Raw genomic sequence first — 25,616 nt, forward strand, 5'->3', positions numbered from 1 at the left:
AGGTGGATCAGTGGATCAGTGGATCAGTCGTGCACGGCCGGGTCAGATGGCCTGCCAGAGGGCGGGAACGTTCGGCGGGTCCCAGCCCGGGTAGGCGGTGTGGCCCTGGAGGCACCGGTAGCGGACGCCGTTGTAGGTCACGATGTCACCGGCGGCGTAGGTCGCGCCGAGCTGCCAGGTGGTCTCGCCGCCGTTGCCGCTGACGGTGAGGGTGTAGGTGGTGGTGTGCGCGACCGAGCCCGAACCGGTGAAGGTCAGGGTGTAGGTCCCGGCGGTGGTGCCGGCCGCGACCTGGACGGTGGCGGTCGAGGACTGGCCCGAGGTCACGGAGGCCGGCGAGAAGGAGACGCTCACGCCGGACGGCGCGCCCGAGGCGGAGAGCCGCACGGTCTGCGCGTTGCCGGTGGTGGTGGCGGTGCGCACGGTCACCGAGGCGGCGGAGCCGGGAGCGACGGTGCCGGAGGCCGGGTCGGCGGAGACGGAGAAGTCGTCCGTCGGGTTGGAGACCTCACCGACGGCGGTCTTCCAGATGGTGTACGCGATGCCGTCCGCGCTGCGGTTCAGGGCGGTGGCGTTGATGTTGGACGTGGTGTCGCAGGACGAGTGGTAGCAGGGGTCGTAGGCACGGCCCGCGGTACCGCCCCACTTCGTGGCCTCGGCGGCGGACTTCACCGCGGAGGCACCGGTGGCGTAGCCCGAGGTGGCGACGCCGACCTTCTGGAAGGAGTAGTCGTCGGAACGGCCCTGGCCCTCGACGTTCTCCTGCGGGGCCAGACCCAGCGAGGTCCAGTACTCCTTCATCGGCGCCGAGGCGGCCGAGTTCAGGTTGTTGATGAAGTAGCCGCCGTTGACCGAGGCCACCATGTCGAAGTTGTAGTACGCCTTGATCTTGGCGCGCTCAGTGGTGGAGAGGGACCGGGCGTAGAAGTCGGAGCCCTTCATGCCCTGCTCCTCGTCGGTCCACCAGGCGAAGCGCACGCGGTTCTTCATGGTGGGGTCCGTCTTGGCCAGGGTCAGCGCGGTCTCGAGCAGCGCGGCGGAACCGGAGCCGTTGTCGTTGATGCCCGGACCGGCGGAGACGCCGTCGAGGTGGGCACCGAACATGTAGACGCTGTTGGCGTCGCCCTTGGGCCACTCGGCGATCAGGTTGTTGCCCGCGCCGGCGGTGCAGCCGGAGGTGCAGGTCTGCTCGGAGACCGAGTAGCCGGCCGCTTCCAGCTTGCCCTTGACGTAGGCGAGGGAGGCACGGTAGCCCGCGCTGGTGGAGCGGCGGTTGCCGCCGTTCTGCGCGGCGATGGTGCTGAGCTGCGACAGGTGGGCCTGGACCTGGGCGACGTCCACGTCCGGCGGGTTGTTCGGCGTGGTGCCGCCGCCGACGGTCAGGTTGTACTGGACCGTGTGGGTCTTGGCGCCCGCGGCGCCCTGGACCGTGATCGTGTACGCACCGGCGGCCGTGCCGGCCGAGGTGGCGACGCGCATGGTGGAGCTGGAGCCCGAGGTGACGGTGGCCGGGCTGAAGGTGACGCTCACGCCGGCGGGGGCGCCGGAGGCGGTCAGCGAGACCTGCTGGGCGTCACCGACGGTGGTCGAGGTGTTGACCGTGGCGGTGGCGGTGGCGCCGGCGTCGACGCTGCCGCTGGACGGGCTGAGCGCCAGCGAGAAGTCGGCGTCCCGGCTGGTGCAGGTCGGGTCACCGGTCTGCGCGCCGATGTTGATGGCGTCCCAGGCGGCCCGGGTGGTGTTGAACAGGGCGCAGGAGGCGTCCAGGTTCTTCGCCGCGGTGAGGGTCGCGGTGCGGTACCGCTTGTAGGTCATGCCGCTGGTCTTGAGCAGCATGCCGCCGTAGAAGATCTTGCCGGCGTTCTGGATGCCCACGCCGGTCACCTGCTGGTTGTTGCAGGTGGGGCTGGAGGGCTTGCCGCCGCCGGGGTTGGAGCCCTCGGAGAGCAGGTAGAACCAGTGGTTCAGCGGACCGGCCGCCGCGTGCTCCTCGGTGTTCGGGATCGAGGCCGAGTAGCAGTTGGGGTCGTTGTTGACCTGGCTCGGGTTGTACATGTTGCGGATCGGACCGCGGCCCTGGAGGTTGATCATCTCGCCGACGGTGAAGTCGGGGGTGTCGTACGGGGCCGGCTCGTTGGCGTACGCCTCGGTGAGGGCGCCCATGATGTCGCCGGTCGCCTCGCCCAGGCCGCTCTCGTGGTTGGCGCCACCGGGGGTGAAGGAGTCCAGGCCGTGGCCGAACTCGTGGGCGACGACGTCGATGCCGGCGATCCACTTGTTGGCGGTGTTGCGGCCGATGGTGACGGTGGAGCCGTCCCAGTAGGCGTTGAGCTCGTTCAGACCGACCCGGACCGGCCAGCTTCCGCCGTTGCCGTTGTGCCCGTTGCGGCCGAGCCAGTCGCGGAGCATGTCCGACTGCTTCTGCGCAGCGAACATGACGTCGACGCAGCCGGTCTCCTTGCTGGTGGCGCTGCCCGTGCCCCAGTCGTCGGTCGCCTTGGTGAAGAGGCCGCCGCTGTAGTCCGAACACTGCAGACCCGGGCGGGTGGTGTCGCGCAGCACGTAGTTGCTGCCGGAGCGCGAGGTGTCGATGGTCAGCGGGCTCGGGCCGTTCCACTCGCTACGGCCGGTGCCGGCGCGGACCTCGTCGTAGCTGTCGACGACCTTGCCGGAGAGCGCGTCCACGAAGACGTGCAGCCTGGTGGGCCGGTTGTCCTTGGCGGAACCGGTGACCACGGTCTCCCAGGCGAGGGTCTGGACGTCGTCCTTGACCCGCACCACGAGCCGCGGCGCCTCGTTCTTGGTCACCTTGGCGACACGGGCGCGGCTGGTGCGCTCGGCGCGGTCGGCCTTGACCCGGGCCTCGGTGGGCACCGCGATCGTGGCCTCGGTGGCGGACCGGACGGCCCGGACCTTGCCCTGGCCGTCCGCGAGGACGACCGCGTCGCCGCCGACCACGGGCAGGCCGTGGTAGGTGCGCTCGTAGGCGACCGAGTACAGGTCCTTGCCGCCCCAGGGGGTGACGTCCGTGCGGTCGTACTGCTCCTCGGCACCGCCCGCGACGAGCGCGTCCAGGCCGCTGTTGACCGCGCGGTCGGCGGCGGCGACGGCTCTGGCGACGGACGAGGTTTCGGCCGGGGCGGACGCGGTCGCCGCCGAGGCCGAGGCGAGGGAGGCCGGCACCACCACCCCCCCGATGGTCAGGGCCAGGGAGGATATCCCGGCCACCGCGGTCGTTCTGAGCATCATTGCTCCTTGTGAGAGGTGTGGAGGCTCCGGTGAGCCGGCCCGGACCCGGTCATGCCGGGTCCGCGCGGGCTCGGGAGTCACGACGGCACACCCGTCGACACAGTGACGGTTGCATGTCATGTCGTGGGCGGCTGAACCCTCACACCGCGCCGCGCCAGGGTCAACTGCCCCACCAGCAACGTCCGGTCCCGGCAAAATCCGGCAAGTGGAAGAAGGGCGCGTCGAGTTACCCGCCCGCGTCCAGCAAACGCTCCCGGTAGGCCCGTACTTCCGGAACGTCGCGCCACTGTCCGGCGAGCCGGCTGTGGAGCCCCCGCAGCTCGGCGCTGACCATGGACTCACGGGCCCGCAGGGCGTCCGCGAGCACCTCTCCCGCCAGGGCCGCCGCGGCGGCGGGATCGCCCGCGCAGGCCCAGCTGTCGGCGAGCCGCAGGGTCAGCAGCAGCCGGGTGGTGCGCATCTCGGGCGGCACGCTGGCGCAGGAGCGGGCGGTGGCGGAGACGGCCCGCCGGGCGGTCGACCGGTCGCCGGTGGCGACGGCCAGATCACGCAGGGCGCCGCCGATCGCGGAGTCCATCCGCATCTCGCCCTCGGCCCCGGCGAGCCAGGGCGCCTCCAGCAGATCACGCCGGTCCAGCCGGGCGAACTTGCGCCGGGCCAGGGCGATGTGGCGCCGGCACTCGACCGCGTTCCCGGCCATGGCGTGACCGCGGGCCTGGTAGAGGCCGGACAGGGTGGTCATCCAGCGGCGGCCGGTGTCCACCGCGCCGACGCCCACCGCGTAGGCGAGCGTCGAGTGGGTGTCCCCGTCGAGCCGGACCAGGGTGCACGTGTCACTCAGCAGGGTCGCCCGCGCCGGCGCGTCCTGCACGGCGTCGGCCCAGCGCAGCCCGTGGCCGAACCAGGCCATGGCGACGGCGCTCTGCCCCCGGTCCATCCGCAGCCGCCCGGCGACCTGGGCGTACTGGGCGGCCAGCCGGAGCTGTCCGTAGGGCAGCCGCCCGGTGGCGTTGACGGCGTCGGCCCACCGGGCGAGGGCCCGCAGCAGTCCCTCGACGACGGCCACCCGGTAGTCGTCGGGGGGCTGCTGGAAGGTCTCGCGGATCAGACAGGCGAGCACCGCCGTGAGCCCGTGCAGCAGATCCGGCTCGGCCTCCGCCCCGCACCGGGGCAGCGAGCCCGCGACGAGGGCCGGGGAGGCCCCCAGCAGTTCCGGCAGCGCGGGCAGCTCGGAGCGGTCGGGCACGGCGCAGCCCGCGGTGCCGTGCAGGGGGCAGGCCAGCCCCTCGGCGGGCAGCCGGTCGGGCCAGTGCCGGGGGTCGAGGGCACCGTGACCCTCGGTGTTGTCGGCGCCGGGCAGCGGGGAGAACAGCCCGGGGTCGGCCAGGAAACGGCCGGGACCGTGCGGCACGTCGCGGGGCGCGGCGATCACCGCGGCCAGCTCGCCACCGGTCTCCAGGACGGAGTCGAGGCGGCGCACCAGGCCGATGGGCGGCTCGCGCAGCCCCGCCTCCAGTTTGCTGACCACCGAGTGGTGGTAGCCCACCCGCAGGCCGAGCTGCAGCTGGGTGAGCCCGGCGGCCCTGCGCCGGGAGCGCAACTGCCGTCCGAACTCCGCCCATGACGCCTCGCCCGCTCTCGCCGGCCCTGTGGTCATGTCCCCTCCCCCGGTCATGTCCCCTCCCCTGCCGGGCTCCGTTCGGGAGCCGTACATCCGGGCTTCGTAGCCCGCTGCTAGGGGACAGCACAAGGGAGGGCACCCGCCGCGTCAATCGAGTTGGCCGAAGAGCGTCCGAACCGCGCCCGGCGGCGCCCGCCGAAGGGGCCGGGCTACGATCGGTTCCCGGGCCCCGGGCGGCCCGCCGCCCGGCCGGGGCGCCGGGGCGCGCGCCACGCGCCGCGGGCGCCGTCCGCACGGCCCGGCGGGCAACGGGAGATTGGGAGACCGGGCGTGTTCTACCACGTGCTCAAGTACGTCCTGCTGGGCCCCCTGCTGAAGCTGGTCTTCCGCCCCCGGATCGAGGGCCTGGACCACGTGCCGGAGACCGGGCCCGCCATCGTGGCCGGCAACCACCTCTCGTTCTCCGACCACTTCCTGATGCCGGCGGTGCTCAGGCGCCGGATCACCTTCCTGGCCAAGGCCGAGTACTTCACCGGCCCGGGGCTGAAGGGGCGGCTGACCGCCTTCTTCTTCCGCTCCATCGGGCAGATCCCGGTGGACCGCAGCGGCAAGGAGGCGGGGCGGGCGGCGATCCGCGAGGGGCTCGGGGTGCTGGGCCGGGGCGAGCTGCTCGGCATCTACCCGGAGGGCACCCGTTCGCACGACGGGCGGCTCTACAAGGGCAAGGTGGGGGTCGCGGTGATGGCGCTCGAGGCCGGGGTGCCCGTGGTGCCCTGCGCGATGATCGGCACCTTCGAGGCGCAGCCCCCGGGACGGCGGCTGCCCCGGCTGCACCCGGTGGTGATCCGGTTCGGGGAGCCGCTGGACTTCTCCCGGTTCGCCGGCCTGGAGAACCAGAAGGCGGTGCTCCGCGCCGTGACCGACGAGATCATGTACGCGGTCATGACGCTGTCGCGGCAGGAGTACGTCGACCGGTACGCGACCGAGGCCAAGGCGGACGCCAAGGCCGCCGGGACGGACGCCAAGACCGCCGGGACGGACGGAGCGGAAGGCGGGGCGGACGGCGGGGCCGCCCGGGCGGCGGAGCGGGAGGCGGGGTCCTCCGGGTCACCGGGACGGCCGGGCCGCTAGCGGCCGTACGGGCGGCGGGGCCGGGGTGCGCGGGAGGAGCGGCCGGTGGCTCCGGCCGCCCCTCGTCGCGCTCGCGGGGTTACGGCCTGGGCGTGGCGTGCGGGTCGCAGGTCACGTCCCGGGCGTCGAGCCCGCCGGTGAGCAGGTAGGCGTCGACCCGGTCGTTGACGCACGGGTTGAGCAGCCCGGTGACGCCGTGGGAACCGGCGTTCCGCTCGGTGATCAGGCGGGAGCCCCTGAACCGCTGGTGCAGCTCGACGGCGCCGGGGTACGGGGTGGCCGCGTCCCGCTCGGACTGGACGATCAGGACGGGCGGCAGGCCCTTGCCGGTCCGCACGTCGACGGGCGTGCGCTGCGGGCCGGGCCAGGTGGCGCAGGGCAGGTTCATCCAGGCGTTGGCCCAGGTGATGAACGGGTTGTCGCGGTGCAGCCGGGTGTTGTCGCGGTCCCAGGTGCGCCAGTCGGTGGGCCACTTGGCGTCGGCGCACTCGACGGCCGTGTAGACCGCGTTGCTGTTCTCGGCGGCGATGTTGCCCGCGGTGTCGGACGGGTCGGGCGCGGCGGCGTCGACGACCGCCTGGGTGTCACCGGCGGCGTAGCGGCTGAGGACGGACGCGACGGGCGCCCAGCCCGAGTCGTAGTACGGGGCGCTCTGGAAGAAGCCGATCAGCTCGGCCGGGCCGACGACCCCGCCGAGGGGGGCCTTCTCGGCGGTGGCGCGCAGGGCCAGCCACTGGGCCTGGACCTGGGCGCGGGTGGTCCCGAGGTGGTAGACGGCGTCGTTGGCCGCGACCCAGTCCTGCCAGTCCTTCCACCGCTTCTCGAAGGCGACGTCCTGGTCCAGGTTGGCCTGGTACCAGATCTTCTCCCGGGAGGGGTCGACGACGCTGTCGACGACCATGCGGCGGACATGGCCGGGGAAGAGCGTGGCGTAGACGGCGCCCAGGTAGGTGCCGTAGGAGACGCCCAGGTAGTTGAGCCCGCTCTCGCCGAGGGCGGCGCGGATGACGTCGAGGTCGCGCGCGGAGTTGGGCGTGGTCAGGTACGGGAGCAGCGCCCCGCCGCGCTCGCCGCAGCCCTCGGCGTACTCCCGGGCGAGCCGTCGCTGGAGGCGCTTGTCGGCCTCGGAGGAGGGCACCGGGTCGGCCTTCGGACCGGCGGCGAACACCTGCGGGTCGACGCACGAGACGGGCGCGGACCGGCCGACGCCGCGCGGGTCGAACCCGACGAAGTCGTAGGCCTTGGCGGCCTTGGCCCAGATCGCGTTCCTGTTGGTGACGCGGGCCGGGAAGCGCATCCCGGAGGCGCCGGGGCCGCCGGGGTTGTAGACCAGGGCGCCCTGCCGCTCGGCGGGGGTGCCGGTGTTGCCGATGCGGTCGACGGCGAGCCGGATCGTCCGGCCGTCCGGCCGCGCGTAGTCGACGGGCACCGTGACCCAGCCGCACTGGATGGGGCGGGGCAGGTTCCAGTCGGCCGGGCAGTCCTTCCAGTCGACGCCGGCCCGCGCGGCGCGGGCGGCGGCCACGGCGGCGCCCCGCGCCTCGCGGTCACCGCCCCGGCCGTTTCCGTTCCCGCCCCGGCCGTTCCCGTTCCCGCCCTGGTCGTTGCCGTCCTGGCCGTTCAGGTCCGCGTGGGCGGCTTCGGCGGCCGGGGCCGCGCTCGCCGCGGGTACCGAGACGGCGCCGGCTATCAGCGTGGCGGTGACGAGCACTCCGGCCGAGCCGAGCGCCGCCGCCCTCCGTCCCCGTCTGATCTTCCTCAACTGGCCCTCCGTATATGGATGGTGACGAACAGGGGCATCCTTGCGGCTGCGCGTCGCCCGGAGACAGGGGCGGCGGGACTTCTTTGCCAATCCGATAAATGGACAATCGTGTTCGATCGTCGGGAAGGGGCGCCGGGCGTCCCGGGCCGAACGGCGGAGGCCGGGAGTCCGCCGCCGGAGGACGGGCACACTCCGCGGCGCGACGCCCCTGGCGGCGGAGCGGGCCGAACGGCGGACCGCCTTTCGGCGTAGGAACACCCCGGTTCCCGGCCCCCCGGAGTTGCGCTCCGCGCCGTTCGGTGCACCCGTGCGGGGACGGCCCGCGCCGCAGGTCGCGGGGGCCGGACCGGGCCCGGGGATGACGCCGGATCAACCTCGTGCACCCGGACGGGTCAGCGGTGAGTAACAACACAGAGCTCCGGTTTCATTGGGATTTTCCGACTTGAGTACGACAAGATCCGTGACTGACGACAAGACCCCGCCGCAGCGGCGGGGCGGTCCGGGCGGACGCCGAGTCCTGCCGCCGCCCGGACGAACGGTCGACAAGGAGTGGATCGGCAGGAGTGGAGGACCCGAGCACGACGGGTCGCCGGTACGGTCGCGCCACGGCCGGGCCGAGCAGCCCTTGGGGTGAAGCCGCGCAGAAGCGGCCGGGCAACTTCGCCAGCCCGAATCCGACAGGTCATCCTTCACAGGCGGCTGACGAAGGGTTGCGCATGACTGCGCTCAATCGCGTCCCGTCCCTCATGGCCCGTGCCGGTACGGCCTCGGCCCTCACCATCGCCGCCGTCGGCGGTGCCATCGTGGTCCCCGGCGCGGCCCCCGGGGCCGCCGCGGCCGGCCACGCCACGAAGGCACTCCAGGTCGCGGCGTCCAAGAAGGGCTCCCCGTACCAGTGGGGCGCCACCGGTCCGAGCCGGTTCGACTGCTCGGGCCTGACGCAGTACTCGTTCAAGAAGGCGGGCAAGAAGCTGCCGCGCACCGCCGCGCAGCAGTACAACAGCACCCGCCACATCAGCTCCTCCAGCCGCAAGCAGGGCGATCTGGTGTTCTTCCACGCGGGCCCGAACGTCTACCACGTCGGGATCTACGCGGGGCAGGGCAAGATCTGGCACTCGCCGAAGACGGGCGCCGTGGTGCGGCTGGAGAAGATCTGGACCAACAGCGTCTGGTACGGGCGGGTCAAGTGAGGCGTCCGGGGTGAGGCGTCCCGGGCACCGGTGCCGATCCGGCGGACCGCCGGCGCCCCCGGCCGACGGTGCCCCCTGGTCCGGGTGCTCCGTGCTCCGGTGCTCCGGGCCGCCGTTGGTCCGGGCCTCGGTGCCCTGTCCGGCCGGGGGACGGGTCCGCGCGGGGCACGGACACGGGTCGCCGGGCCCGTGCGCCGGGCCTCCGTGACCGGCGTGAGTGCCCGGGTGCCGGGGCACCGGTCCGCCTGCCCGGCGTGGGCGCCCGGGGTGCCACGCCGGCCTCCCGGCCGCGGGTGGTTCCGGGCCGGGCCCTCCGGCGTAACGCTTCCTGGACGCGCACCCTCCCGGACCTCCACCGTTCGGGCCCTCCGGGCCCTCCGGCCCCGGACCCGGCCCCGGTGGACTCCCGCGGCGCGGCCCGGCCTCCGGTCGCCCCTGCGCACCGGCTCGCCCCTGCGCACCGACCGTACCGGCCTACCCGGTGGCCCCGGGAGGACCTCCCCGGCTCAGTCCCCCCGGCCCGGATGGGGGGCCGCGACCGGTACCGGGACCGGTTCGGCCGCCGACGGCTCCTGCGGGGGCCAGGGCAGCTCGACCCGGACCGTCTTGCCGCCCTCGCGCGTGGAGCAGACCCGCAGCCTCCCGCCGCGCTCCGCCGCCAGCCAGCGGACGATCACCATGCCCCGCCCGCTGTCCTGCTGGGTGGCGGCTCGCAGCCGTTTGGGGAAGCACGGGTGGCTGTCGGTGACGCCGACGCTCAGCCGTTGGTGCCGGTCCAGCGCGAGGTCCACCGTGAAGGTGGGCGACAGTCCCGAGGTGTGCTGCACCGCGTTGGTCGCCAGCTCGGAGACGATCAGCCGGACCGCCTCCACGACGCCGGCGTCGGCCGTCAGCCCCCATTCGGCCAGTGTGCCGAGCGCGTAGGTGCGCGCCACGGCCACCGACGCGGGCTCGCTCGGCAGAGTGACGGATGCTTCCAGATGGTCTGCCATGGCGATGTCGCCCCTTTCCCGCGGGACCGCGGTCCGGCATGAAGCGTGGGGTTCGAGTACGGTCCCGGACTGGTGCTTCGCCGTCAGACTGCCATCACCGCACCGGCGGAGGGGGCGATCCGCCAGGATATGCATATATCTGTCGCTCGAAGCGGTGAACTCCGCGACGGCGGACCGTATTCGGGCGGCTCGTGGGGAGTAAGGGAGTGACCCATGCAGCACGGTCCCGTGGTGCGCCGCCGCAAACTGGGCGCGGAGCTGCGCGCCCTGCGCACGGCGGCGGGGATCACCAGTGGTGAGGCGGCCCGGCTGGTGGGCTGGCACCAGTCGAAGGTCAGCCGGATCGAGACCGGCACCAGCGGGGTGAGGCCGCCCGACGTGCGGCTCCTGCTGGACGCCTACGGGGTGCACGACACCCAGTTGCGGGAGCTGCTGGTGGTGCTGGCCGGCTCCGACAACGCGGTGGGCCGGGAGCACTGGTGGCATGCCTACCGCGGTGTACTGCCGCCCACCTACCGGGACTTCATCAGCCTGGAGTCGCAGGCCACGGCGATGCGCACACTGGAGACCACGGTGGTCCCGGGCCTGCTCCAGACGCCGGAGTACGCCCGCGCGGTGACCCGCGCGGCGGTGGAGGGGCTGCCCGAGGAGCGGCTGGACGCCCTGGTGGAGGTCCGGCTGGCCCGGCAGGACGTGCTGCGCGCGAGTCCGCCGCTGCGGCTGAACGCGGTGCTGGACGAGGCGGTGCTGCGGCGGGAGGTCGGCGGACCGGGGGTGATGACCCGCCAGCTGGAGCGGCTGGTGGAGGCGGCGCGGCTGCCGCAGGTCCGGCTGCGGGTGCTGCCGTTCGCCGCCGGGGCGCACATCGGCGTCACCGGCCCTTTCGTCATCCTGTCGTTTTCGACCACGTCCGATCTTGACGTGGTAGTTCTCGACCACTTGACGAGTAGCCTCTATCTCGAACGGAAAGAAGACCTGGAGGCCTACACCGAGGCCTTCAACGCCCTTCTGGTCCATGCCCTTTCGCCCGAGGAATCGTTGGACTTCATTGCCGCGACCGCGGCCGGCGCGTAAGGAGGCACCATGTCAGGCACCATGTCCCCACTCACCCGGAGTGTTCCCGCCAGTACCGATCTGCACGAGGTCCGGTGGCTGCGCAGCAGTTACAGCACCGGAGCCAACAACTGCGTGGAGACGGCACGGCCGTCGGCCGGCCCCTGGGCCGGACGGCTCGCCGTGCGCGACTCCAAGGACCCGGCCGGACCCGCCCTGCTCTTCTCCCCCGAGAGCTGGTCGACGTTCACCGCCGCGGTCCACCGGGGCTGACCCGGCCGCGACCCCGCGTCACGCACCGCGTACGGGCACCACGCGACGCACGACCGTGCTCCGCCGACTCACGGCCGCGTCTCGCCGATCACCCGTACGGCACGGTCGACCAGATCCCCGGAGAGGTCCGCGCGTGCGGTCAGTCTGAGCCGTGAGATGCCATCGGGCACGGACGGAGGGCGGAAGCACCCCACGGCCAGGCCGGCCGTACGGCAGTCGGCCGACCACCGCACGGCCTCCTCCGGGGAGGGAGCACGCACGGAGACCACCGCGGCGTCCGGACGCACCGCGTCCAGACCCGCGGCGGTCAGCCGCGTGTGCAGACCGGCCGCCACCTCCCGCGCCCACGCGGCCCGCCACGGCTCGCGGCGCAGCAGGCGCAGCGCGGCGAGGGCCGCCCCGGCCGCGGCGGGGGCGAGCCCGGTGTCGAAGATGAACGTCCGGGCCGTGTTGACCAGATGGGCGATCACCCGCGCCGGGCCCAGCACGGCGCCGCCCTGGCTGCCGAGCGACTTGGAGAGGGTGACGGTGGCGACGACGTCGTCGGCGCCCGCGAGCCCCGCCGCGCGGGCCGAGCCGCGCCCTCCCGGACCCAGCACCCCGAGGCCGTGGGCGTCGTCCAGGATCAGCCCGGCGCCGTGCTCCCGGCAGGCCGCGGCGAGGGCGGCGACCGGCGCGGCGTCTCCGTCGACCGAGAAGACCGTGTCGGAGACGGCGACGGCCGGACCGTCGTGGGTGCCGAGGGCCTTGGCCACGGCCTCGGGATCGGCGTGCCCCACGACCCGGGTGGTGCCCCGGGCGAGGCGGCAGCCGTCGATCAGCGAGGCGTGGTTGCCGGTGTCGGAGACGAGGAGGCTGCCGTGCGGCGCCAGCGCGGTGACGGCGGCGAGGTTGGCCGCGTAGCCGGAGGAGAGGACGAGGGCGGCCTCGAAGCCGCAGAACGCGGCCAGTTCGCGCTCCAGTTCGGCGTGCAGCTCGGTGGTGCCGGTGACCAGGCGGGAGCCGGTGGCGCCGGCGCCCCAGACCGCCGCGGCGCGGGCCGCGGCCCCGGTGACCTCCGGATGCCGGGCGAGGCCGAGGTAGTCGTTGCTCGCCAGGTCCAGCAGCGGCGAGTCGGCGGGGCGCGGGCGCAGGGTCCTGGTCAGTCCGGCCCGGCGGCGCCGTTCCGCCGCCTCGTCGATCCAGCCGAACGCCATGGGTCGGTCCTCCGCAGGGGTTTTGTAGGCAGTGAACAGACCCTAGCCGTCCGTTCACCCGTACGAGGTGTGGTCATACCCACACGTCGATCGGCCAGTGTTGTGCGAAGCCTCCTTGGCCCGGAGCCTCCGCGTAGGACAGGATCGGTTCCCATGGACCTGCTGAACACGCTGGTGGACAAGGGGCTTCGGCGCGAGCCGCCGACCCGCGAGGAGGCGCTGGCCGTCCTCGCGACTTCCGACGACGACCTGCTGGACGTGGTGGCCGCGGCCGGCAGGGTGCGGCGGCACTGGTTCGGCCGACGGGTGAAACTCAACTATCTGGTCAACCTCAAGTCGGGCCTGTGCCCCGAGGACTGCTCGTACTGCTCGCAGCGGCTCGGTTCCCGGGCCGGCATCCTCAAGTACACCTGGCTCAAGCCCGGCCAGGCGTCCGACGCCGCCGCCGCGGGAGTGGCGGGCGGAGCCAAGCGGGTGTGCCTGGTGGCCAGCGGGCGCGGCCCGACCGACCGGGACGTGGAGCGGGTCTCCGAGACCATCCGGGCCATCAAGGGGAGCAACGAGGGCGTCGAGGTGTGCGCCTGCCTCGGCCTGCTCTCGGACGGCCAGGCGGAGCGGCTGCGCGAGGCGGGCGCCGACGCCTACAACCACAACCTGAACACCTCCGAGGCGACGTACGGGGACATCACGACGACCCACACGTACGCCGACCGGGTGGACACGGTGCACAAGGCGCACGCGGCCGGGCTGTCCGCCTGCTCGGGGCTGATCGCGGGCATGGGCGAGAGCGACGCGGACCTCGTCGACGTGGTGTTCTCGCTGCGCGAGCTGGACCCGGACTCGGTGCCGGTCAACTTCCTGATCCCGTTCGAGGGCACGCCGCTGGCCAAGGAGTGGAACCTCACCCCCCAGCGCTGCCTGCGGATCCTCGCCATGACCCGCTTCGTCTGCCCGGACGTCGAGGTGCGCATCGCGGGCGGGCGCGAGGTCCATCTGCGGACGATGCAGCCGCTGGCGCTGCACCTGGCCAACTCCATCTTCCTCGGGGACTACCTCACCAGTGAGGGCCAGGCGGGCCGGGCCGACCTGGAGATGATCGCGGACGCCGGGTTCGAGGTGGAGGGCACCGACCGGGTGACCCTGCCGGAGCACCGGGTGGCCGGCGGCCACGGGGCGCCGGAGGGCGCCGGGGGCTGCGGAGGGCACGGCGGAGCGGGGGCCTGCGGCTCCGGGGGCGAGGGAGCCTGCGGGCCGCACGGCGCGGACGGCGGCCACGAGGGGCACGGGATCTGCGGGGCGGCCCCCGCGTCGGCGTCCGCGCCGGCTCCGGAAGCCGCCGACGGCGCGGCGCCCGGGACGGACGAGGGCGGGGCGGCCGGGAGCGGCCCGGTGACCACCGCGGGTCCGGCCGCCGGACCGCGTCCCGATCTGGTCGCGGTGCGCCGCCGCGGCGCCGGGACGGACCTCGCGCCCAATGCCTGAGCCCGCTTCGACGGTGGCCGAACTGCTGGCCCTGGACCGGCGGCACGTGTGGCACCCGTACGGTCCGATGCCCGGACGGCAGGACCCGCTCGTCGTGGAGTCGGCGAGCGGGGTCCGGCTGCGGCCGGCCGACGGCTCCGGGGAACTGGTCGACGGCATGTCCTCCTGGTGGTCGGCGATCCACGGCTACAACCACCCGGTGCTCAACGAGGCCGTCCGCGAGCAGTTGGAGCGGATGAGCCATGTGATGTTCGGCGGGCTGACCCATGAGCCCGCCGTGCGGCTGGCGAAGCTGCTCGTCGACATCACGCCCGACGGCCTGGAGCACGTCTTCCTCGCGGACTCCGGGTCGGTGTCGGTCGAGGTCGCCGTCAAGATGTGCCTGCAGTACTGGCGTTCGCTCGGCCGCCCCGCCAAGCGCCGCCTGATGACCTGGCGCGGCGGCTACCACGGCGACACCTGGCAGCCGATGTCGGTGTGCGACCCCGAGGGCGGGATGCACGAGCTGTGGAGCGGGGCGCTGCCCCGGCAGGTCTTCGCGGACGCCCCGCCCGAGCGGTACGAGGAGGAGTACGCCGAGCACCTGCGGGCGACGGTCGAACGGCACGCCGACGAGCTGGCGGCGGTGATCGTCGAGCCGGTGGTGCAGGGCGCGGGCGGGATGCGGTTCCACTCCCCCTCGTATCTGCGGGTGCTGCGGGAGGCCTGCGACGCGCACGGCGTGCTGCTGGTCCTCGACGAGATCGCCACCGGGTTCGGCCGCACCGGCGCCCTGTTCGCGGCCGGGCACGCGGCGGTGACGCCGGACGTGATGTGCGTCGGCAAGGCGCTGACCGGCGGGTACCTCACGATGGCGGCCACGCTGTGCACCCCGCGGGTGGCCGAGGGCATCTCGCGGGGGGAGGTTCCGGTACTGGCGCACGGGCCGACGTTCATGGGCAATCCCCTGGCGGCGGCCGTGGCCTGCGCCTCGATCGGGCTGCTGCTCGGCCAGGACTGGCTCGCCGAGGTCAAGCGCATCGAGGCGGGACTGCGGGACGGGCTGGCACCGGCCGCCGGACTGCCCGGGGTGCGGGACGTGCGGGTGCTGGGCGCGATCGGGGTGGTACAGCTCGACCACCCCGTCGACATGGCGGCGGCCACGGCGGCGGCGGTGCGCGAGGGCGTGTGGCTGCGGCCGTTCCGGGACCTGATCTACACCATGCCGCCGTACGTCACGGGCGACACGGACGTGGCGCGGATCGCCTCGGCGGTCCGCGCGGCGGCCCGGGAGGGATGACATGCCGGTACTGGTGATCACGGGCACGGGCACGGAGGTCGGCAAGACGGTCGTGACCGCCGCCGTCGCCGCGGCGGCGCTGGCCGCCGGGGAGTCGGTGGCCGTGCTCAAGGCCGCGCAGACCGGGGTGGCGCCGGACGAGCCGGGGGACGCCCTGGAGGCCGCCCGGCTGGCCGGGGCGGTGACGGTGGCCGAGGTCGCCCGCTACCCGGAGCCGCTGGCCCCGGGCACGGCGGCGCGTCGGGCGGGGCGGGCGCCGGTGCGTCCGTGGGAGGTGGCCGAGGCCGCGGGCAAGCTGGCCGCGGAGCACGATCTGGTGCTGGTGGAGGGTGCGGGCGGGCTGCTGGTCCGCTTCGACGACGCCGGGGGCACCCTGGCGGACGCCGCCGGGGCGCTGGCCGCGCCGGTGCTGGTGGTGGCGTCGGCCGGGCTCGGCACCCTGAACACGACGGAGCTGACGGCGCGGGAGCTGCGGAACCGGGGGCTGCGGCTGCCGGGCGTGGTGATCGGGAGCTGGCCCGGCGCCCCGGACCTGGCCTCCCGCTGCAACCTGGCGGATCTGCCGGAGGTCGCGGGGGCGCCGCTGCTGGGCGCCGTGCCCGCCGGGGCGGGCGGGCTCGACCCGGGCGCCTTCCGCACGGCGGCCCCGGAGTGGCTGGCACCCGCCCTGCACGGCACCTGGGACGCGGACGTCTTCCGGGCCCGGGAGGGCGCCTGACCCTGGGGGGCGACTGTCCCGGGAGGACGCCTGGCCCGGGGTTCGGGCCCGGGGTTCGGGCCTCCGCGGCCGGCCCACCCGTCCGGCGCCCGCCCCGGCCGGGGCCGCGTCCTCGGGTGCCGGGCCTCCGTCACCCCGCCCGGCGCCATCCCCTCTGCTGGAGCACCGCTTCGACGGGACCGGGGCCCGGGGCGTCGCGCCAACGGGACCGGGGCCCGGGTGCCGCCCCGGGCCGGAGGCCGGACCGTCCGGCGGGGCAGGTGAGCTCGGGCGGGGACCCGTGAGGCCCGTGCGCGGCGCTGCGCGCACGGCGCGCGCCCGCCCGGCACCGCGTGACCGGGGCGCCTGTGCCCGCCCGCGTGCCGTCCCGCCGTGGCTCCGGTGCGGGGGCGGCGCCGCGGGCCCGACGCGGCCGGGACGCACGGCGGTGACGGCGTGCGCGGGCGCCGGGCGGGGGCCGGGGGCAGGATGGTGGGGCGGGGGCGCCCGTGGAGGAGGCTTCATGGTCCGGGGACCGGTGCGGGACCGCGGCACGGCGCGGGACGCCGTGCGCCATCCGCTGTTCGCCCGCTGCTACGCCCGCGCGGGCACCCGGGCCGAGACCCGGCTCGGCATCGGCCCGGTCCGGGAGCGGCTGCTGGCCGGTCTGTCCGGGCGGGTCATCGAGATCGGCGCGGGCAACGGCCTGAACTTCGCGCACTACCCCGCGGCCGTCTCGGAGGTCGTGGTGATCGAGCCCGAGCGGCTGCTGCGCCGTCCGGCCCTGGAGGCCGCCGTACGCGCCGAGGTGCCGGTGGACGTGGTGCCGGGCGTCGCGGAGGCGCTGCCGGTCAAGGGCGAGGCGTTCGACGCGGCCGTGTTCTCCCTGGTGCTGTGCAGTGTCCGGGACGTGCCGCGGGCGCTCGCCGAGGTCCGCCGGGTGCTGCGGCCGGGCGGTCAGGTGCGGTTCTTCGAGCACGGCCTCGGCGGCGGCCGGGCGATGAACCTCGCCCAGCGCGCGCTGGACCGTACGCTCTGGCCCGCCGTGGCCGGCGGCTGCCATCTGTCCCGGGAGCCGGTCGCCGCCCTGCGGTCGGCCGGGTTCACTCTGGGCCCCTACCGGCGGATGCGGCTCCCCGAGCGGGGCCCGGCCCTGCCGGTGTCGTACTGCGTGCTCGGCACCGCGTGGCGGCCGGGACCCGGCGGACGGTAGGCCCTTGACGTCACGGTCCCGCCCGCCCGGCGGTCCCCCGCACGCGCCGCCGCCGCACCGGGCCCCGGTCCGCGGACAGCCGGTGCCGCGACCGGGGCCGGGCACCCCGGGAGCCCGCACCTGACGCCGCAGGGCCCGCCCGCCGGGCGGACGGGGGCGGTCCGGCGTCCGTCCCCGGCGCGGCGCCGGCGGGCGCAACCGTTCGACGGACGGCGGTGTTCAGGGAGGTGATGGACACGATGCCCTCTCCGCTCACCGACTTACTCGCGGCGGACCTCGACCGCGGGTTCGCGGAACTGGTGCGCGCCCACGGCGGTGCCGTGTACTCGGTGCTGCTGCGGCTGTCCGGTGCCCCGCGCGACGTGGAGGACCTGACGCAGGAGACCTTCCTGCGGGCCTACACCGCGCTGCGGGACTACGTGCCGGAGCGGCGGCGGGCGCTGAGGCCGAGGGCCTGGCTGCTGGCGATCGGCACCAATGTGTGGCGCAACCACGTGCGGACCCTGACCCGGCGGCCGGCCCCGGACGACGGCGTGGACGTCCAGGAGCTGCCCCTGACCGACGCCGGTCCGGGACCCGAACGGCTCACCGAGCACGCGTTCGAGAGGGAGCGGCTGGTGGCCGCGCTCGCCGGACTGCCCGAGCACCACCGGGTGCCGGTGGTACTGCGCCACATGGGGGAACTGAGCTACACCGAGATCGCGGAACTGCTGGAGTGCCCGGTCGGCACCGTCAAGGCCCAGGTGTCGCGGGGGCTGGCCGCGCTGCGCGCCACGCCCCACCTGGCGGAAGAGGAGGTGATCGGATGAGCCGGCTCCACCCCGGGTCCGGCGGCCCCGACGGGCCCCGCGACCCGGCCCACCGCGCCGTGAACGGGTCGGCCGCGCCCGGCGCGTCCTCCGCCGGGACCGGTGGCGGCGCTCCTCCCGGCCTCGGCTCCCTGAACGTGCCGATGCCGGCGGACCTGGCCCTCCGCATCATGCGGCGGGCCGGGGTCCCCGACCGCGCGTACGACCGCTACACCCTGGTCGCGGGCCCGGTCACCGCGCTCTACGTGGCCCACGGCCGGGGCGCGGTCACCGGGACGGCCCCGGCCGACCGGTACGGCACCCCGGAGGAGTTCGAGGAGGCGCACCTGCGCCGCACGGGGCACAGCGCGCTGCGCACCGCCCGTCCGCTGCCCGGTGTCGCCGGGGCGCTGCGCACCGGCCGCGACCGGATGCTGCGCTACGACTACGGCGCCCTGCCCCCCGAGCGGTGGCGGGTCCTGGAGGCGGTGCGGGGCATCCCGCGCGGCCAGGTGCGGCCCCTGGGCTGGCTGGGCCGGGAGGCGGGACTGCCGGGGGCGAGTGCGGCGGAGCTGCTGGCGGCCGTCCGGGCCAACCCCGCCCCCGTTCTCATCCCGGTGCACCGGCTGGGCGGTCCGGACGGCCGCCCCCTGGCCTGCGGTCTGGCGCCGGAGCTGGTGGACCGGCTGCGCGCCCACGAGGGCGTCGACGAGGAGCGTCTGGACCGGTTCTCCGCCGAGGGCACCCGCTATCTGGGCAGCGACACGACCCGGATCTTCTGCTACCCGACCTGTGCGCACGCCCGCCGCATCACCGAACGCCACCGGGTGCCGTTCGCCTCGGTGGACGCGGCGCGGGCGGCCGGATACCGGGGGTGCCTGAGCTGCCGCCCCGTGGCGGCCTGACGGGGCACCGGTCCACGGGCGTACGGGGGGCCGCCCTCCGCACGCGGGGCCGGAGCGGTGTCCGGGCCCGTACGGGCACCGCCGGTCACCCGGTCACCGTTCGCGCGCGGGAGACGGCCGGGGCCCACCGCCGTCCTCCGGTGGTCCGTTCACCGGTGCCCGCCGCCCGCGGACCGCCGCGAGGGCTGAACGGCCCCGCGCCCCGGCCCGGTTCGCGCGGGGCGCGGTCACCGGAGCACCAGGCCGGCGGCGAGCCCCAGCAGGACCAGTCCCGCGACGGCGTTCCCGGCGCGGGCGGCGTACGGCGGGAACGCGGCCCGGCCGCTCCGCCGCCCCGCGGTCACCAGGCGCACCCCGACCTCGGTGAGCAGCAGCAGCCAGAGAGCGCCGATCAGCAGGTAGACGGCGGCCAGCAGCGGCAGGGTCCCGGCCGGGGGACGGCCGGCCGGGACGAACTGCGGCAGGAAGACCGTGAGGAACAGCCCGACCTTGGGGTTTCCGGCGGTGCTGAGGAAACCCAGCAGCAGGTGCCTCGGCAGTCGGCCGGGCCGCTCCGTCCCGGCGTCGGAGGGTCCGTCGGGCGCCGACGACGGGCGCAGGGCCTCCCGCAGGGCGCGCGCCCCGGTGAAGGCCAGTACCAGCGCCCCGGCCGCCCGCCACAGCAGGAAGAGTCCGGGGCTCAGCGCGACCACCGCCATGCTGCCGCTGACGGCCAGCGCCGCGTAGCCGGTTCCGGCGAGCAGCATGCCCAGGGCGGCGGCCAGCACCGGAGCACGCCGCCGGGTCCTGCTGACCAGGCGCAGCACCAGCATGCTGTCCGGGCCCGGGCCGCACACCACCGCGGCGCAACTGGCCAGGAAGACGGGGCCGGTGGCGACGGCGAGGGCGCCCGGGGTCACCGGGGCGTGCCGCGTCCGGCGGGCGGCGGCCCGGCGGCAGGGGCGCGGCCGGGGTCGGGGGTCACCACGAGGGCGGCCTCCATGGCGCGGACGGCGGCGACGTCGCGCTCGACCACGGCGGGGTCGGGGTGGGCGAGCACGGCGAAGCCGAGGGCGAGGGTGCCCAGCAGGTCGCGGGTGGCCTCGACCCGGTCGCCGTCGCGGAGTCCGACCGCCGAGTGGTGGTGGGACGGCAGGTCACGGATGCCGTCGAGGGCCCCGGTGCCGGAGACGGTGCCGGAGGCGCGGGCGATCAGGAAGACCACGGACATGTGGCGCAGCAGCCGGTAGCCGCGCGGCGGGGCCTCCTCCCGGACGAACCAGCGGGCGGCGCGGCGCACCTGGCTGTCGCCGGTGGCGGCCAGGTTGAAGAGGGGGTGGCCGCCGCCGTGCGGGCGGGAGTTGATCTCGATCAGGCGGGGGCCGTCGGCGGTCAGCATGATCTCGATGTGGGCGGCGCCGTTCCGCAGCCCGACCGCGTCGAGGACGGCCTCCGCGTAGCGGGTCAGCACCGGCACCGCCGGGTCGTCGGGCGCGGTCCAGGTGAGCCGTTCGTAGACGGCCATCTGGCCGCCGTTGTCGGTCTTGCCGTAGCGGCAGACGTCGGCGACGGTGTGCCGCCCCCGGTGGCTGAAGGTGTCGACGACGTACTCGGTGCCGCGGGCGTACTCCTGGACCACCATCCGGTCGTTGAGGTTGTGCCACTGGTTGATCCGGCCGAGCTGGGCGTCGAAGGGGACGCGCCAGTCCGCGCCGGCCGGGACCCGGGTGACGCCGTCGGTGCTGCCGCTCCGGGGCGGTTTGACGACCAGGTCGCGGCCGTGCAGCCGCTCCCGCGCGATCCAGTCCCGCACGGCCTCCGGGTCGTCGGTGCAGATCTGGCGGATGGCCGGGACCCCGGCGGCGCGCAGGGCCCGGGCCATGGCGCCCTTGTCGCGGCGCGCGGCGGCCAGGGCCGGGGTGTTGGCCTGGTCCGGGAGCAGCCGTTCGGTGAGGCGGTCGGCGAGCTCGACGCCGCTCTCGGCGCCCGCCAGCACGCAGCGCGGGGCGAGCGGGCGGACCGCCTCGACCAGCCGTTCGAGGTCGCCGTCGAAGGAGAACACCCGCTGGTAGCGGGCGGGTTCCCAGGAGTCGGCGTAGACGGAGGGGACCTCGGGCAGGGAGCCGACGGCGACCGCGGGGACACCGAGGGCGGCGAACTCGGGCGCGTACCGGGCCCCGGAGGAGAACGGGTCGACGACGACGGCGGCCCGCGGGGAGGGCGTGGGGTTCACGGGGTTCCTGTCTCCCGGGGGCGGCCTCGCGGGGCCGCCCCCGGGGCGGGGTCACGTCCCGGCGTCGAGCGCCGGGGACAGGGGGAGGTGGCAGAGTTCCACGGGCGCGTCGGCCGGGCCGGGCAGGACCGCGGTGACGGTGTCCGCGGAGCGGACCGCGGGCACCTGGCGGCGCAGCCGGGCGAGCGAGGTGCCCCGTTCGTGCCAGGGACACACCAGGCGGCGCCCGGCCGGGTCCACCTCGGCGAGGTTGAGGGGGCCGCCCCGGTGCGGGCAGGAGGCGGGCAGGACGGCGCCGCCGGCCCCGGTGCGGACGTACACGTAGGGCAGGTCGGCGACGCGGACGCAGTTGCCGGCGCCCGCGGCCCGGAAGGTCACGACAGGCATGCGCGGTGGTCCCCTACCGAGTGGATCTGGTAGACGCACTCCTCGGACTCGATGATCGCGCCGTGCAGGCGGTTCCGCTGGATCACGGTGCCCTCCCCGGCCTCCAGGATGCGGTACGAGTCGAAGCCGCTGACGAAGCGCATCGTGCCGCTGACGATGTGGCAGAGTTCGTCGCCCTCGTGGCTGTGGGTGTTGGACAGTTCGCCGTGCGGCTCCACGATGTCGGCGACGGGGGCGGTCACCCGGCCCTCCCGGATGGCCGCGTACAGGGGGCCGTGGAGTTCCTTGTAGCGGTCGGCGTCGTCCATCCACGCGATCTGGGTGGCGAAGTCCTCGTCGGCGAGGGTGCCCAGCAGCCGGAACTCCTCGATGCCGCGCACGATCTCGGGAATGACCTGTGTGCCGTGCTTCTCGATGAGCGGCTTCACCAGCTTCTCCAGCGCCATGCGGCCGTGGTGCTGGTCGATGTGGACGTGCTCGGAGAAGTAGCGGGTGTCCGCGCCGCCCTCGAAGACGTCCGTGAGGAGTCCGTCCGCGCGGCGGCAGAAGTCGACGAGGGTGCTCTCCGTGTAGTAGAGCGCGCCGACGTAGCGGAAGAAATGCTCGTGGTTCTTTCCGAGGTAATGGAAGTAGTTGTTCAATGCCAGACTGGACACCAGGTAATACTGCCAGTACCGGTGCAGATCCGGGGCGAGGCCCACGGATTCCATGGTCGACTCGAACAGCGTGCTGTGCTTGGTCCGGTGAACTCCGTAGCCGTACTCGTCGATCAGGATCTTGAACCATTCGGACTGCTCGGCGCCGTAGCACCCGAGGATGTTCCGGGCCATCGGCGACGCCTCGGAGAGGAAGTCCGGGGCGAACTGGATGAGCCACATGCGGGCCGCGCGGCGCGGGTCGGAGGAGTCGCGGACGGCCTTCTCGGCGGGCGAGGCCCCGCCCCGGGCGTGGACGTCCAGCCCGTCCAGGTAGGCGAGCAGGCTCTCGGTGGTCCAGTCGCCGCTGACCTCCACCTCCTCGTCGAGGAAGCCGAAGGCGAATCGTTCCAGCGCGGGCCGGATCAGTTCGCCCCGGGCACGGTTGTCCGGGCTGTAGAAACGGCGGAAGTCCTCGTCCAGCCCGCCCAGTCCGGCTCTCGGGAAGAAGACCAGGTCGGCCTCGTAGATGCTGGTGAGCAGGCGCTGCGCGGCGAGGCTGCTGTACTCCAGGACGCGGTCGCGGCCCGGCACCCGGTCGAAGTCCAGATGGGGCAGGACCTGGGGGCGCAACTGGCGGCGGTAGGGGTTGTCGGAGTTCTCCCACTCCTCGTTGTCCCGGTACAGCGGGTTGGCGGCGTAGGCCAGGATCGCCTCGCGCAGCGCGTCGCCGCGCAGTGCGAACGGCTGGAACGGAGCAGATGCGTGCGCCATGGTCGGGTCTGCCTTCCGCTGGTCGGTGGGGCGCGGGGCCTGACGGCCGGGCGCCGGGGTCGCGCGCGGTGCGGTCGTGGGGACGTCGCGGGGTGCGGTGGCCGGGGGCGTCGCGGGGGTGCGTCGTCGCGCGGAGGGGGCGGTCGCGCCCGGAGCGGGGGCTCGCCGGGGCGGCGGCCCCGGACCGGGAGGGCGGCGGGGCGTCGCGGCCCCGGGGTCTCACGCGAGGGAGAGGCGGGTCTCGCTCCAGACGAGGTCGAGGGGGACGGTGGTCCCGGCCACGGCCTCGACGGGCTCGGCGAGCGGGATCAGTGCCTGCATCCAGTGGGAGCCCACGTTCTCGGGCGAGTTGCGCAGGATCACCCCGCCGCCCAGGTCCAGTTCGAACCAGGCGACCATCGCGTGCACCGTCCCGGACTCGCGCGCGGGGATCGCCAGGGCACGGCGGCCCGGCCCGAGGGGGCCCTCGGTGAAGTCGAAGGAGACCAGCTCGACGGGGTCCGAGAGCGTGCGGTGCGGCCAGGTGTGCAGCCGGAACGGGAAGTGGCCGGGCGTGGCGAAGACGTTGAGCCGTGACACATCGAACCCGCCGACGCGGCCGACCCGGTTGAGGTTCATCGCGTTCTCGCTGTGCAGCAGGGACCCGAGCAGCCGGGCCCGCCGCGGGAGCATCACCCCGTCGGGGGCGAGCAGTTCGCTGCGCGCGTGGCGGACGGAGGGCAGGATGCCCTCGCCGATGAGGCCGCAGTCCACGATCTCGGAGACCAGGGCGTCCACCGGGCGGGGCAGGTCCCGGCCGACCATCAGTTCGTCGGAGCGGCAGGGCAGCACGGTGACCCGGTCGGCGTAGCCCTCGGCCGCCACCACCTGCCGGGCCACCTCGACCATCAGCGGATTGGTCTCGCAGCTGTAGACGTGGCGGGCGCCGGCCCGCACCGCCATCATCGCCAGCAGACCCGTGCCGGCGCCGATGTCCAGCACCGTGCCGCCCTGCGGGACGACCCGCTCCAGGGCGGTGGCCAGCGCGTCGTTGCGCTCGTGGTCGTTGAGCATGGCGAAGTGCCAGCGCGGCACCGACTCCCGGGCGAACTCCCGGAAGGCCGGGACCTCCGTCGACAGTCCCTCCGGCGCGGCCAGCACCCTGGCCGTCGCCTCCGCCACCCTGCTGAGCTCCTGGGCCCGGGCCCGCAGCCCGGCCAGGGCCAGCCGGGCCTCTCCCTCGGCCGTCAGACCGGTCACACTCGTCAATTGGGGCATGTCACTTCGCAGACTCCTGGTAGGAACAGCCTTGTCGAGACACGCGTGCAGAGACGCCGGGACCGCGCGGACCCAAAGGGAACCCTCATTCCCTCCGGAATGTCATTCGGAGTTCATCGAGGGGGCGCGTGCGAACGGAAGGCATTCCCGGCACCGAATGGATTCGGCAGAGCAGATACGGGGACGGAATACGGTGGGGATTCCCGCCGTGTTGCTTGATTTCCGCCGCGATCGATTAGAGCACGCACCCGCTCGGAGCAGCAAGCACACCCGGAAGGGAACGGTACTTGCGCGTGGGGGCCGGGGTTCCGGACGGAAAGGGAATTCACCGGTCCGGGTCGTCGGGGGCCGGACGGCCGTTTCCGGGGGCCCTCGGGGCGGCGCTGCCGGGGGCGTCCTCCAGCCGGAGCGCGGCGGCGGCCATCGCCAGGGTGGTGTGCCGGTACCAGGCCACCCAGCGGCGCACCTGATGGCTGCTCAGCCCGGCCCGGGTGTCGGCCTCCCCGACCGCCCGGCCGGCCGTCGCGGCGGCGGCCGCCGCTCCGCGGGCCGCGGCGGTCTCCGGGGTGGTGCCGGGCGCGTGGAGCAGGAAGCGCGTGGTCCGCCCGGAGGGACGGCGGCGGGCCAGCAGGGTCAGCCGGAACCCCGGTGCCGGCTGCCCGTAGGCCGGTCCCAGGCCCCGGCCGAGCAACTGCCAGCTCTCCTCCCGGCCGGGCTCCGCCCGCAGCGGCGCGGTCTCCGGCTCCTCACCCGGGCGGGGGAGCTGGGGGAGTTCGACGCAGAACGGCAGCCGCCGGACGCACAGCCACTGGCGCAGCGCCGGGTCGGCGAAGTCCGAGCCTCCCACCACCCATCCGACGGGCACCTCGGCCGCGAGGGCCCGCTCCAGCATCTCCCGGCCCAGCTCCGCCATGCTGCGGCGGCCCAGCCGCTCCGGCGGCACCCCGGCCCGTGCCGAGCGCGCCGGGTCCGAGGTCCAGTTGGGCGGCAGGTACAGCTCCCGGTCGATCAGGGCGCCGGTGTCCCGTGAGACGTAGCAGAGCAGGGCCGCGACCTGGGTGCCCCGGTCCCGGCCCGCCGTCCGGGACCGGCCGGGGCCGACCGCGACGACTCCCGTCCCCACCCGGGTCCGCTCGTGGCGGCAGAGCACCACGCACGGTCCGGACGCCCCCAGGAGCGACACGACATGGGAGCGGAGGCTGTCGCGCAGCAGGTCGGCGTCCCAGACCGTGCGGGTGAGCAGTCTCTGGGTGCTCCACGCGCTGTCGGCCCCGGTCCGTTCCGCAATCTCCGCCGCGCTGCCCCGGGTGGGGTCGGCCAGCAGGGCGCGGACGTAGGCCAGCGCCCGGTCCCTGGACTCGGCGCGGGTGAAGTGCCGCCCCAGCAGCCCCAGCAGGTGGGGGCGGGCACCGTCGGCTCCGCCGGGAGGGAGGACGGACGGGCCCGTGGACGGGACCACGGGCGGGGCGACCGGCGGGACGGCCGGTGGGACGGCCGGTGGGAGGAGGCGGATGCCCGGT

General features: G+C 74.8%; 21 protein-coding genes. 10 read left to right on the forward strand and 11 right to left on the reverse strand.

Annotated elements, in window-relative coordinates; all coding sequences use genetic code 11:
• Positions 1 to 42: 42 nt before the first annotated feature.
• Together ACZ7LB_RS21115 and ACZ7LB_RS21120 are read right to left on the reverse strand one after the other, a co-directional pair.
• The gene (locus ACZ7LB_RS21115) at positions 43 to 3,246 is read right to left on the reverse strand and encodes a M20/M25/M40 family metallo-hydrolase (protein ID WP_471470225.1); all 3,204 of its coding nucleotides are present in this window, start codon (positions 3,244 to 3,246) and stop codon (positions 43 to 45) included.
• A gap of 229 nt (positions 3,247 to 3,475) precedes the next feature.
• Positions 3,476 to 4,906, reverse strand: coding sequence for a helix-turn-helix domain-containing protein (locus ACZ7LB_RS21120; RefSeq protein WP_471470227.1), 1,431 nt, complete (start codon positions 4,904 to 4,906; stop codon positions 3,476 to 3,478).
• A 294-nt stretch (positions 4,907 to 5,200) separates the two neighbouring features.
• Here ACZ7LB_RS21120 and ACZ7LB_RS21125 point away from each other — a divergent pair, with 294 nt between their 5' ends.
• Positions 5,201 to 6,001, forward strand: coding sequence for a lysophospholipid acyltransferase family protein (locus ACZ7LB_RS21125; RefSeq protein WP_471470229.1), 801 nt, complete (start codon positions 5,201 to 5,203; stop codon positions 5,999 to 6,001).
• 79 nt (positions 6,002 to 6,080) lie between these two features.
• On the opposite strand, the gene ACZ7LB_RS21130 is transcribed toward ACZ7LB_RS21125, so the two are convergent.
• Positions 6,081 to 7,763 (reverse strand): alpha/beta hydrolase, encoded by a 1,683-nt coding sequence (locus tag ACZ7LB_RS21130; protein ID WP_471470230.1) that lies wholly within the window; start codon positions 7,761 to 7,763, stop codon positions 6,081 to 6,083.
• A 716-nt stretch (positions 7,764 to 8,479) separates the two neighbouring features.
• On the opposite strand from ACZ7LB_RS21130, the gene ACZ7LB_RS21135 reads away from it, so the two are divergent.
• Complete coding sequence (locus tag ACZ7LB_RS21135; protein ID WP_161226771.1) at positions 8,480 to 8,953, forward strand: C40 family peptidase; 474 nt, start codon at positions 8,480 to 8,482, stop codon at positions 8,951 to 8,953.
• A 506-nt stretch (positions 8,954 to 9,459) separates the two neighbouring features.
• Here ACZ7LB_RS21135 and ACZ7LB_RS21140 read toward each other — a convergent pair.
• Complete coding sequence (locus ACZ7LB_RS21140) at positions 9,460 to 9,945, reverse strand: ATP-binding protein (protein WP_471470232.1); 486 nt, start codon at positions 9,943 to 9,945, stop codon at positions 9,460 to 9,462.
• A 213-nt stretch (positions 9,946 to 10,158) separates the two neighbouring features.
• Here ACZ7LB_RS21140 and ACZ7LB_RS21145 point away from each other — a divergent pair, with 213 nt between their 5' ends.
• A complete protein-coding gene (locus tag ACZ7LB_RS21145) occupies positions 10,159 to 11,019 on the forward strand; it encodes a helix-turn-helix domain-containing protein (protein WP_471470234.1) in 861 nt (286 codons plus the stop codon).
• A 21-nt stretch (positions 11,020 to 11,040) separates the two neighbouring features.
• Complete coding sequence (locus tag ACZ7LB_RS21150) at positions 11,041 to 11,271, forward strand: DUF397 domain-containing protein (RefSeq protein ID WP_471470390.1); 231 nt, start codon at positions 11,041 to 11,043, stop codon at positions 11,269 to 11,271.
• A gap of 68 nt (positions 11,272 to 11,339) precedes the next feature.
• On the opposite strand, the gene ACZ7LB_RS21155 is transcribed toward ACZ7LB_RS21150, so the two are convergent.
• Positions 11,340 to 12,467 (reverse strand): 8-amino-7-oxononanoate synthase, encoded by a 1,128-nt coding sequence (locus ACZ7LB_RS21155; RefSeq protein ID WP_471470236.1) that lies wholly within the window; start codon positions 12,465 to 12,467, stop codon positions 11,340 to 11,342.
• 153 nt (positions 12,468 to 12,620) lie between these two features.
• Between ACZ7LB_RS21155 and bioB the strand changes: the two genes are divergently transcribed.
• The 6 genes from bioB to ACZ7LB_RS21185 all read left to right on the forward strand — a co-directional run bounded on the left by bioB (position 12,621) and on the right by ACZ7LB_RS21185 (position 18,831).
• Positions 12,621 to 13,949: a biotin synthase BioB gene (gene bioB / locus ACZ7LB_RS21160; protein ID WP_471470237.1), complete on the forward strand. Its 1,329-nt coding sequence runs from the start codon at positions 12,621 to 12,623 to the stop codon at positions 13,947 to 13,949.
• Entirely contained in the window at positions 13,942 to 15,228 is a 1,287-nt protein-coding gene (locus tag ACZ7LB_RS21165; protein WP_471470239.1) for an adenosylmethionine--8-amino-7-oxononanoate transaminase, read from the forward strand. The genes bioB and ACZ7LB_RS21165 overlap by 8 nt, the downstream gene beginning before the upstream one ends.
• A gap of 1 nt (position 15,229) precedes the next feature.
• On the forward strand, positions 15,230 to 15,946 hold the full coding sequence (gene bioD / locus ACZ7LB_RS21170) for a dethiobiotin synthase (RefSeq protein ID WP_471470241.1): 717 nt from the start codon (positions 15,230 to 15,232) through the stop codon (positions 15,944 to 15,946).
• 502 nt (positions 15,947 to 16,448) lie between these two features.
• Positions 16,449 to 17,138 (forward strand): class I SAM-dependent methyltransferase, encoded by a 690-nt coding sequence (locus ACZ7LB_RS21175; RefSeq protein WP_471470243.1) that lies wholly within the window; start codon positions 16,449 to 16,451, stop codon positions 17,136 to 17,138.
• Between the two features lie 239 nt (positions 17,139 to 17,377).
• Positions 17,378 to 17,947, forward strand: a complete 570-nt coding sequence (locus tag ACZ7LB_RS21180; RefSeq protein ID WP_471470245.1) for an RNA polymerase sigma factor — start codon at positions 17,378 to 17,380, stop codon at positions 17,945 to 17,947.
• Positions 17,944 to 18,831 (forward strand): Ada metal-binding domain-containing protein, encoded by an 888-nt coding sequence (locus ACZ7LB_RS21185; protein WP_471470247.1) that lies wholly within the window; start codon positions 17,944 to 17,946, stop codon positions 18,829 to 18,831. Before ACZ7LB_RS21180 ends, ACZ7LB_RS21185 begins: the two co-directional genes overlap by 4 nt.
• A 227-nt stretch (positions 18,832 to 19,058) precedes the next feature.
• Here the strand turns inward: ACZ7LB_RS21185 and ACZ7LB_RS21190 are convergent, their stop codons facing one another.
• The 6 genes from ACZ7LB_RS21190 to ACZ7LB_RS21215 form a co-directional block, all read right to left on the reverse strand.
• On the reverse strand, positions 19,059 to 19,730 hold the full coding sequence (locus tag ACZ7LB_RS21190) for a LysE family translocator (protein ID WP_471470249.1): 672 nt from the start codon (positions 19,728 to 19,730) through the stop codon (positions 19,059 to 19,061).
• Positions 19,727 to 21,043, reverse strand: a complete 1,317-nt coding sequence (locus ACZ7LB_RS21195; protein ID WP_471470251.1) for an ATP-grasp domain-containing protein — start codon at positions 21,041 to 21,043, stop codon at positions 19,727 to 19,729. The genes ACZ7LB_RS21190 and ACZ7LB_RS21195 overlap by 4 nt, the downstream gene beginning before the upstream one ends.
• Before the next feature lie 51 nt (positions 21,044 to 21,094).
• Entirely contained in the window at positions 21,095 to 21,430 is a 336-nt protein-coding gene (locus ACZ7LB_RS21200; RefSeq protein ID WP_161226760.1) for a Rieske 2Fe-2S domain-containing protein, read from the reverse strand.
• Positions 21,418 to 22,839, reverse strand: a complete 1,422-nt coding sequence (locus ACZ7LB_RS21205; protein WP_471470253.1) for an iron-containing redox enzyme family protein — start codon at positions 22,837 to 22,839, stop codon at positions 21,418 to 21,420. Before ACZ7LB_RS21205 ends, ACZ7LB_RS21200 begins: the two co-directional genes overlap by 13 nt.
• Before the next feature lie 219 nt (positions 22,840 to 23,058).
• Positions 23,059 to 24,096, reverse strand: a complete 1,038-nt coding sequence (locus ACZ7LB_RS21210; protein ID WP_471470255.1) for a 50S ribosomal protein L11 methyltransferase — start codon at positions 24,094 to 24,096, stop codon at positions 23,059 to 23,061.
• A gap of 325 nt (positions 24,097 to 24,421) precedes the next feature.
• Complete coding sequence (locus ACZ7LB_RS21215) at positions 24,422 to 25,492, reverse strand: IS701 family transposase (protein WP_471470391.1); 1,071 nt, start codon at positions 25,490 to 25,492, stop codon at positions 24,422 to 24,424.
• Between the last annotated feature and the right edge of the window lie 124 nt (positions 25,493 to 25,616).

It is taken from the genome of Streptomyces sp. NPDC107521 (assembly GCF_055598485.1).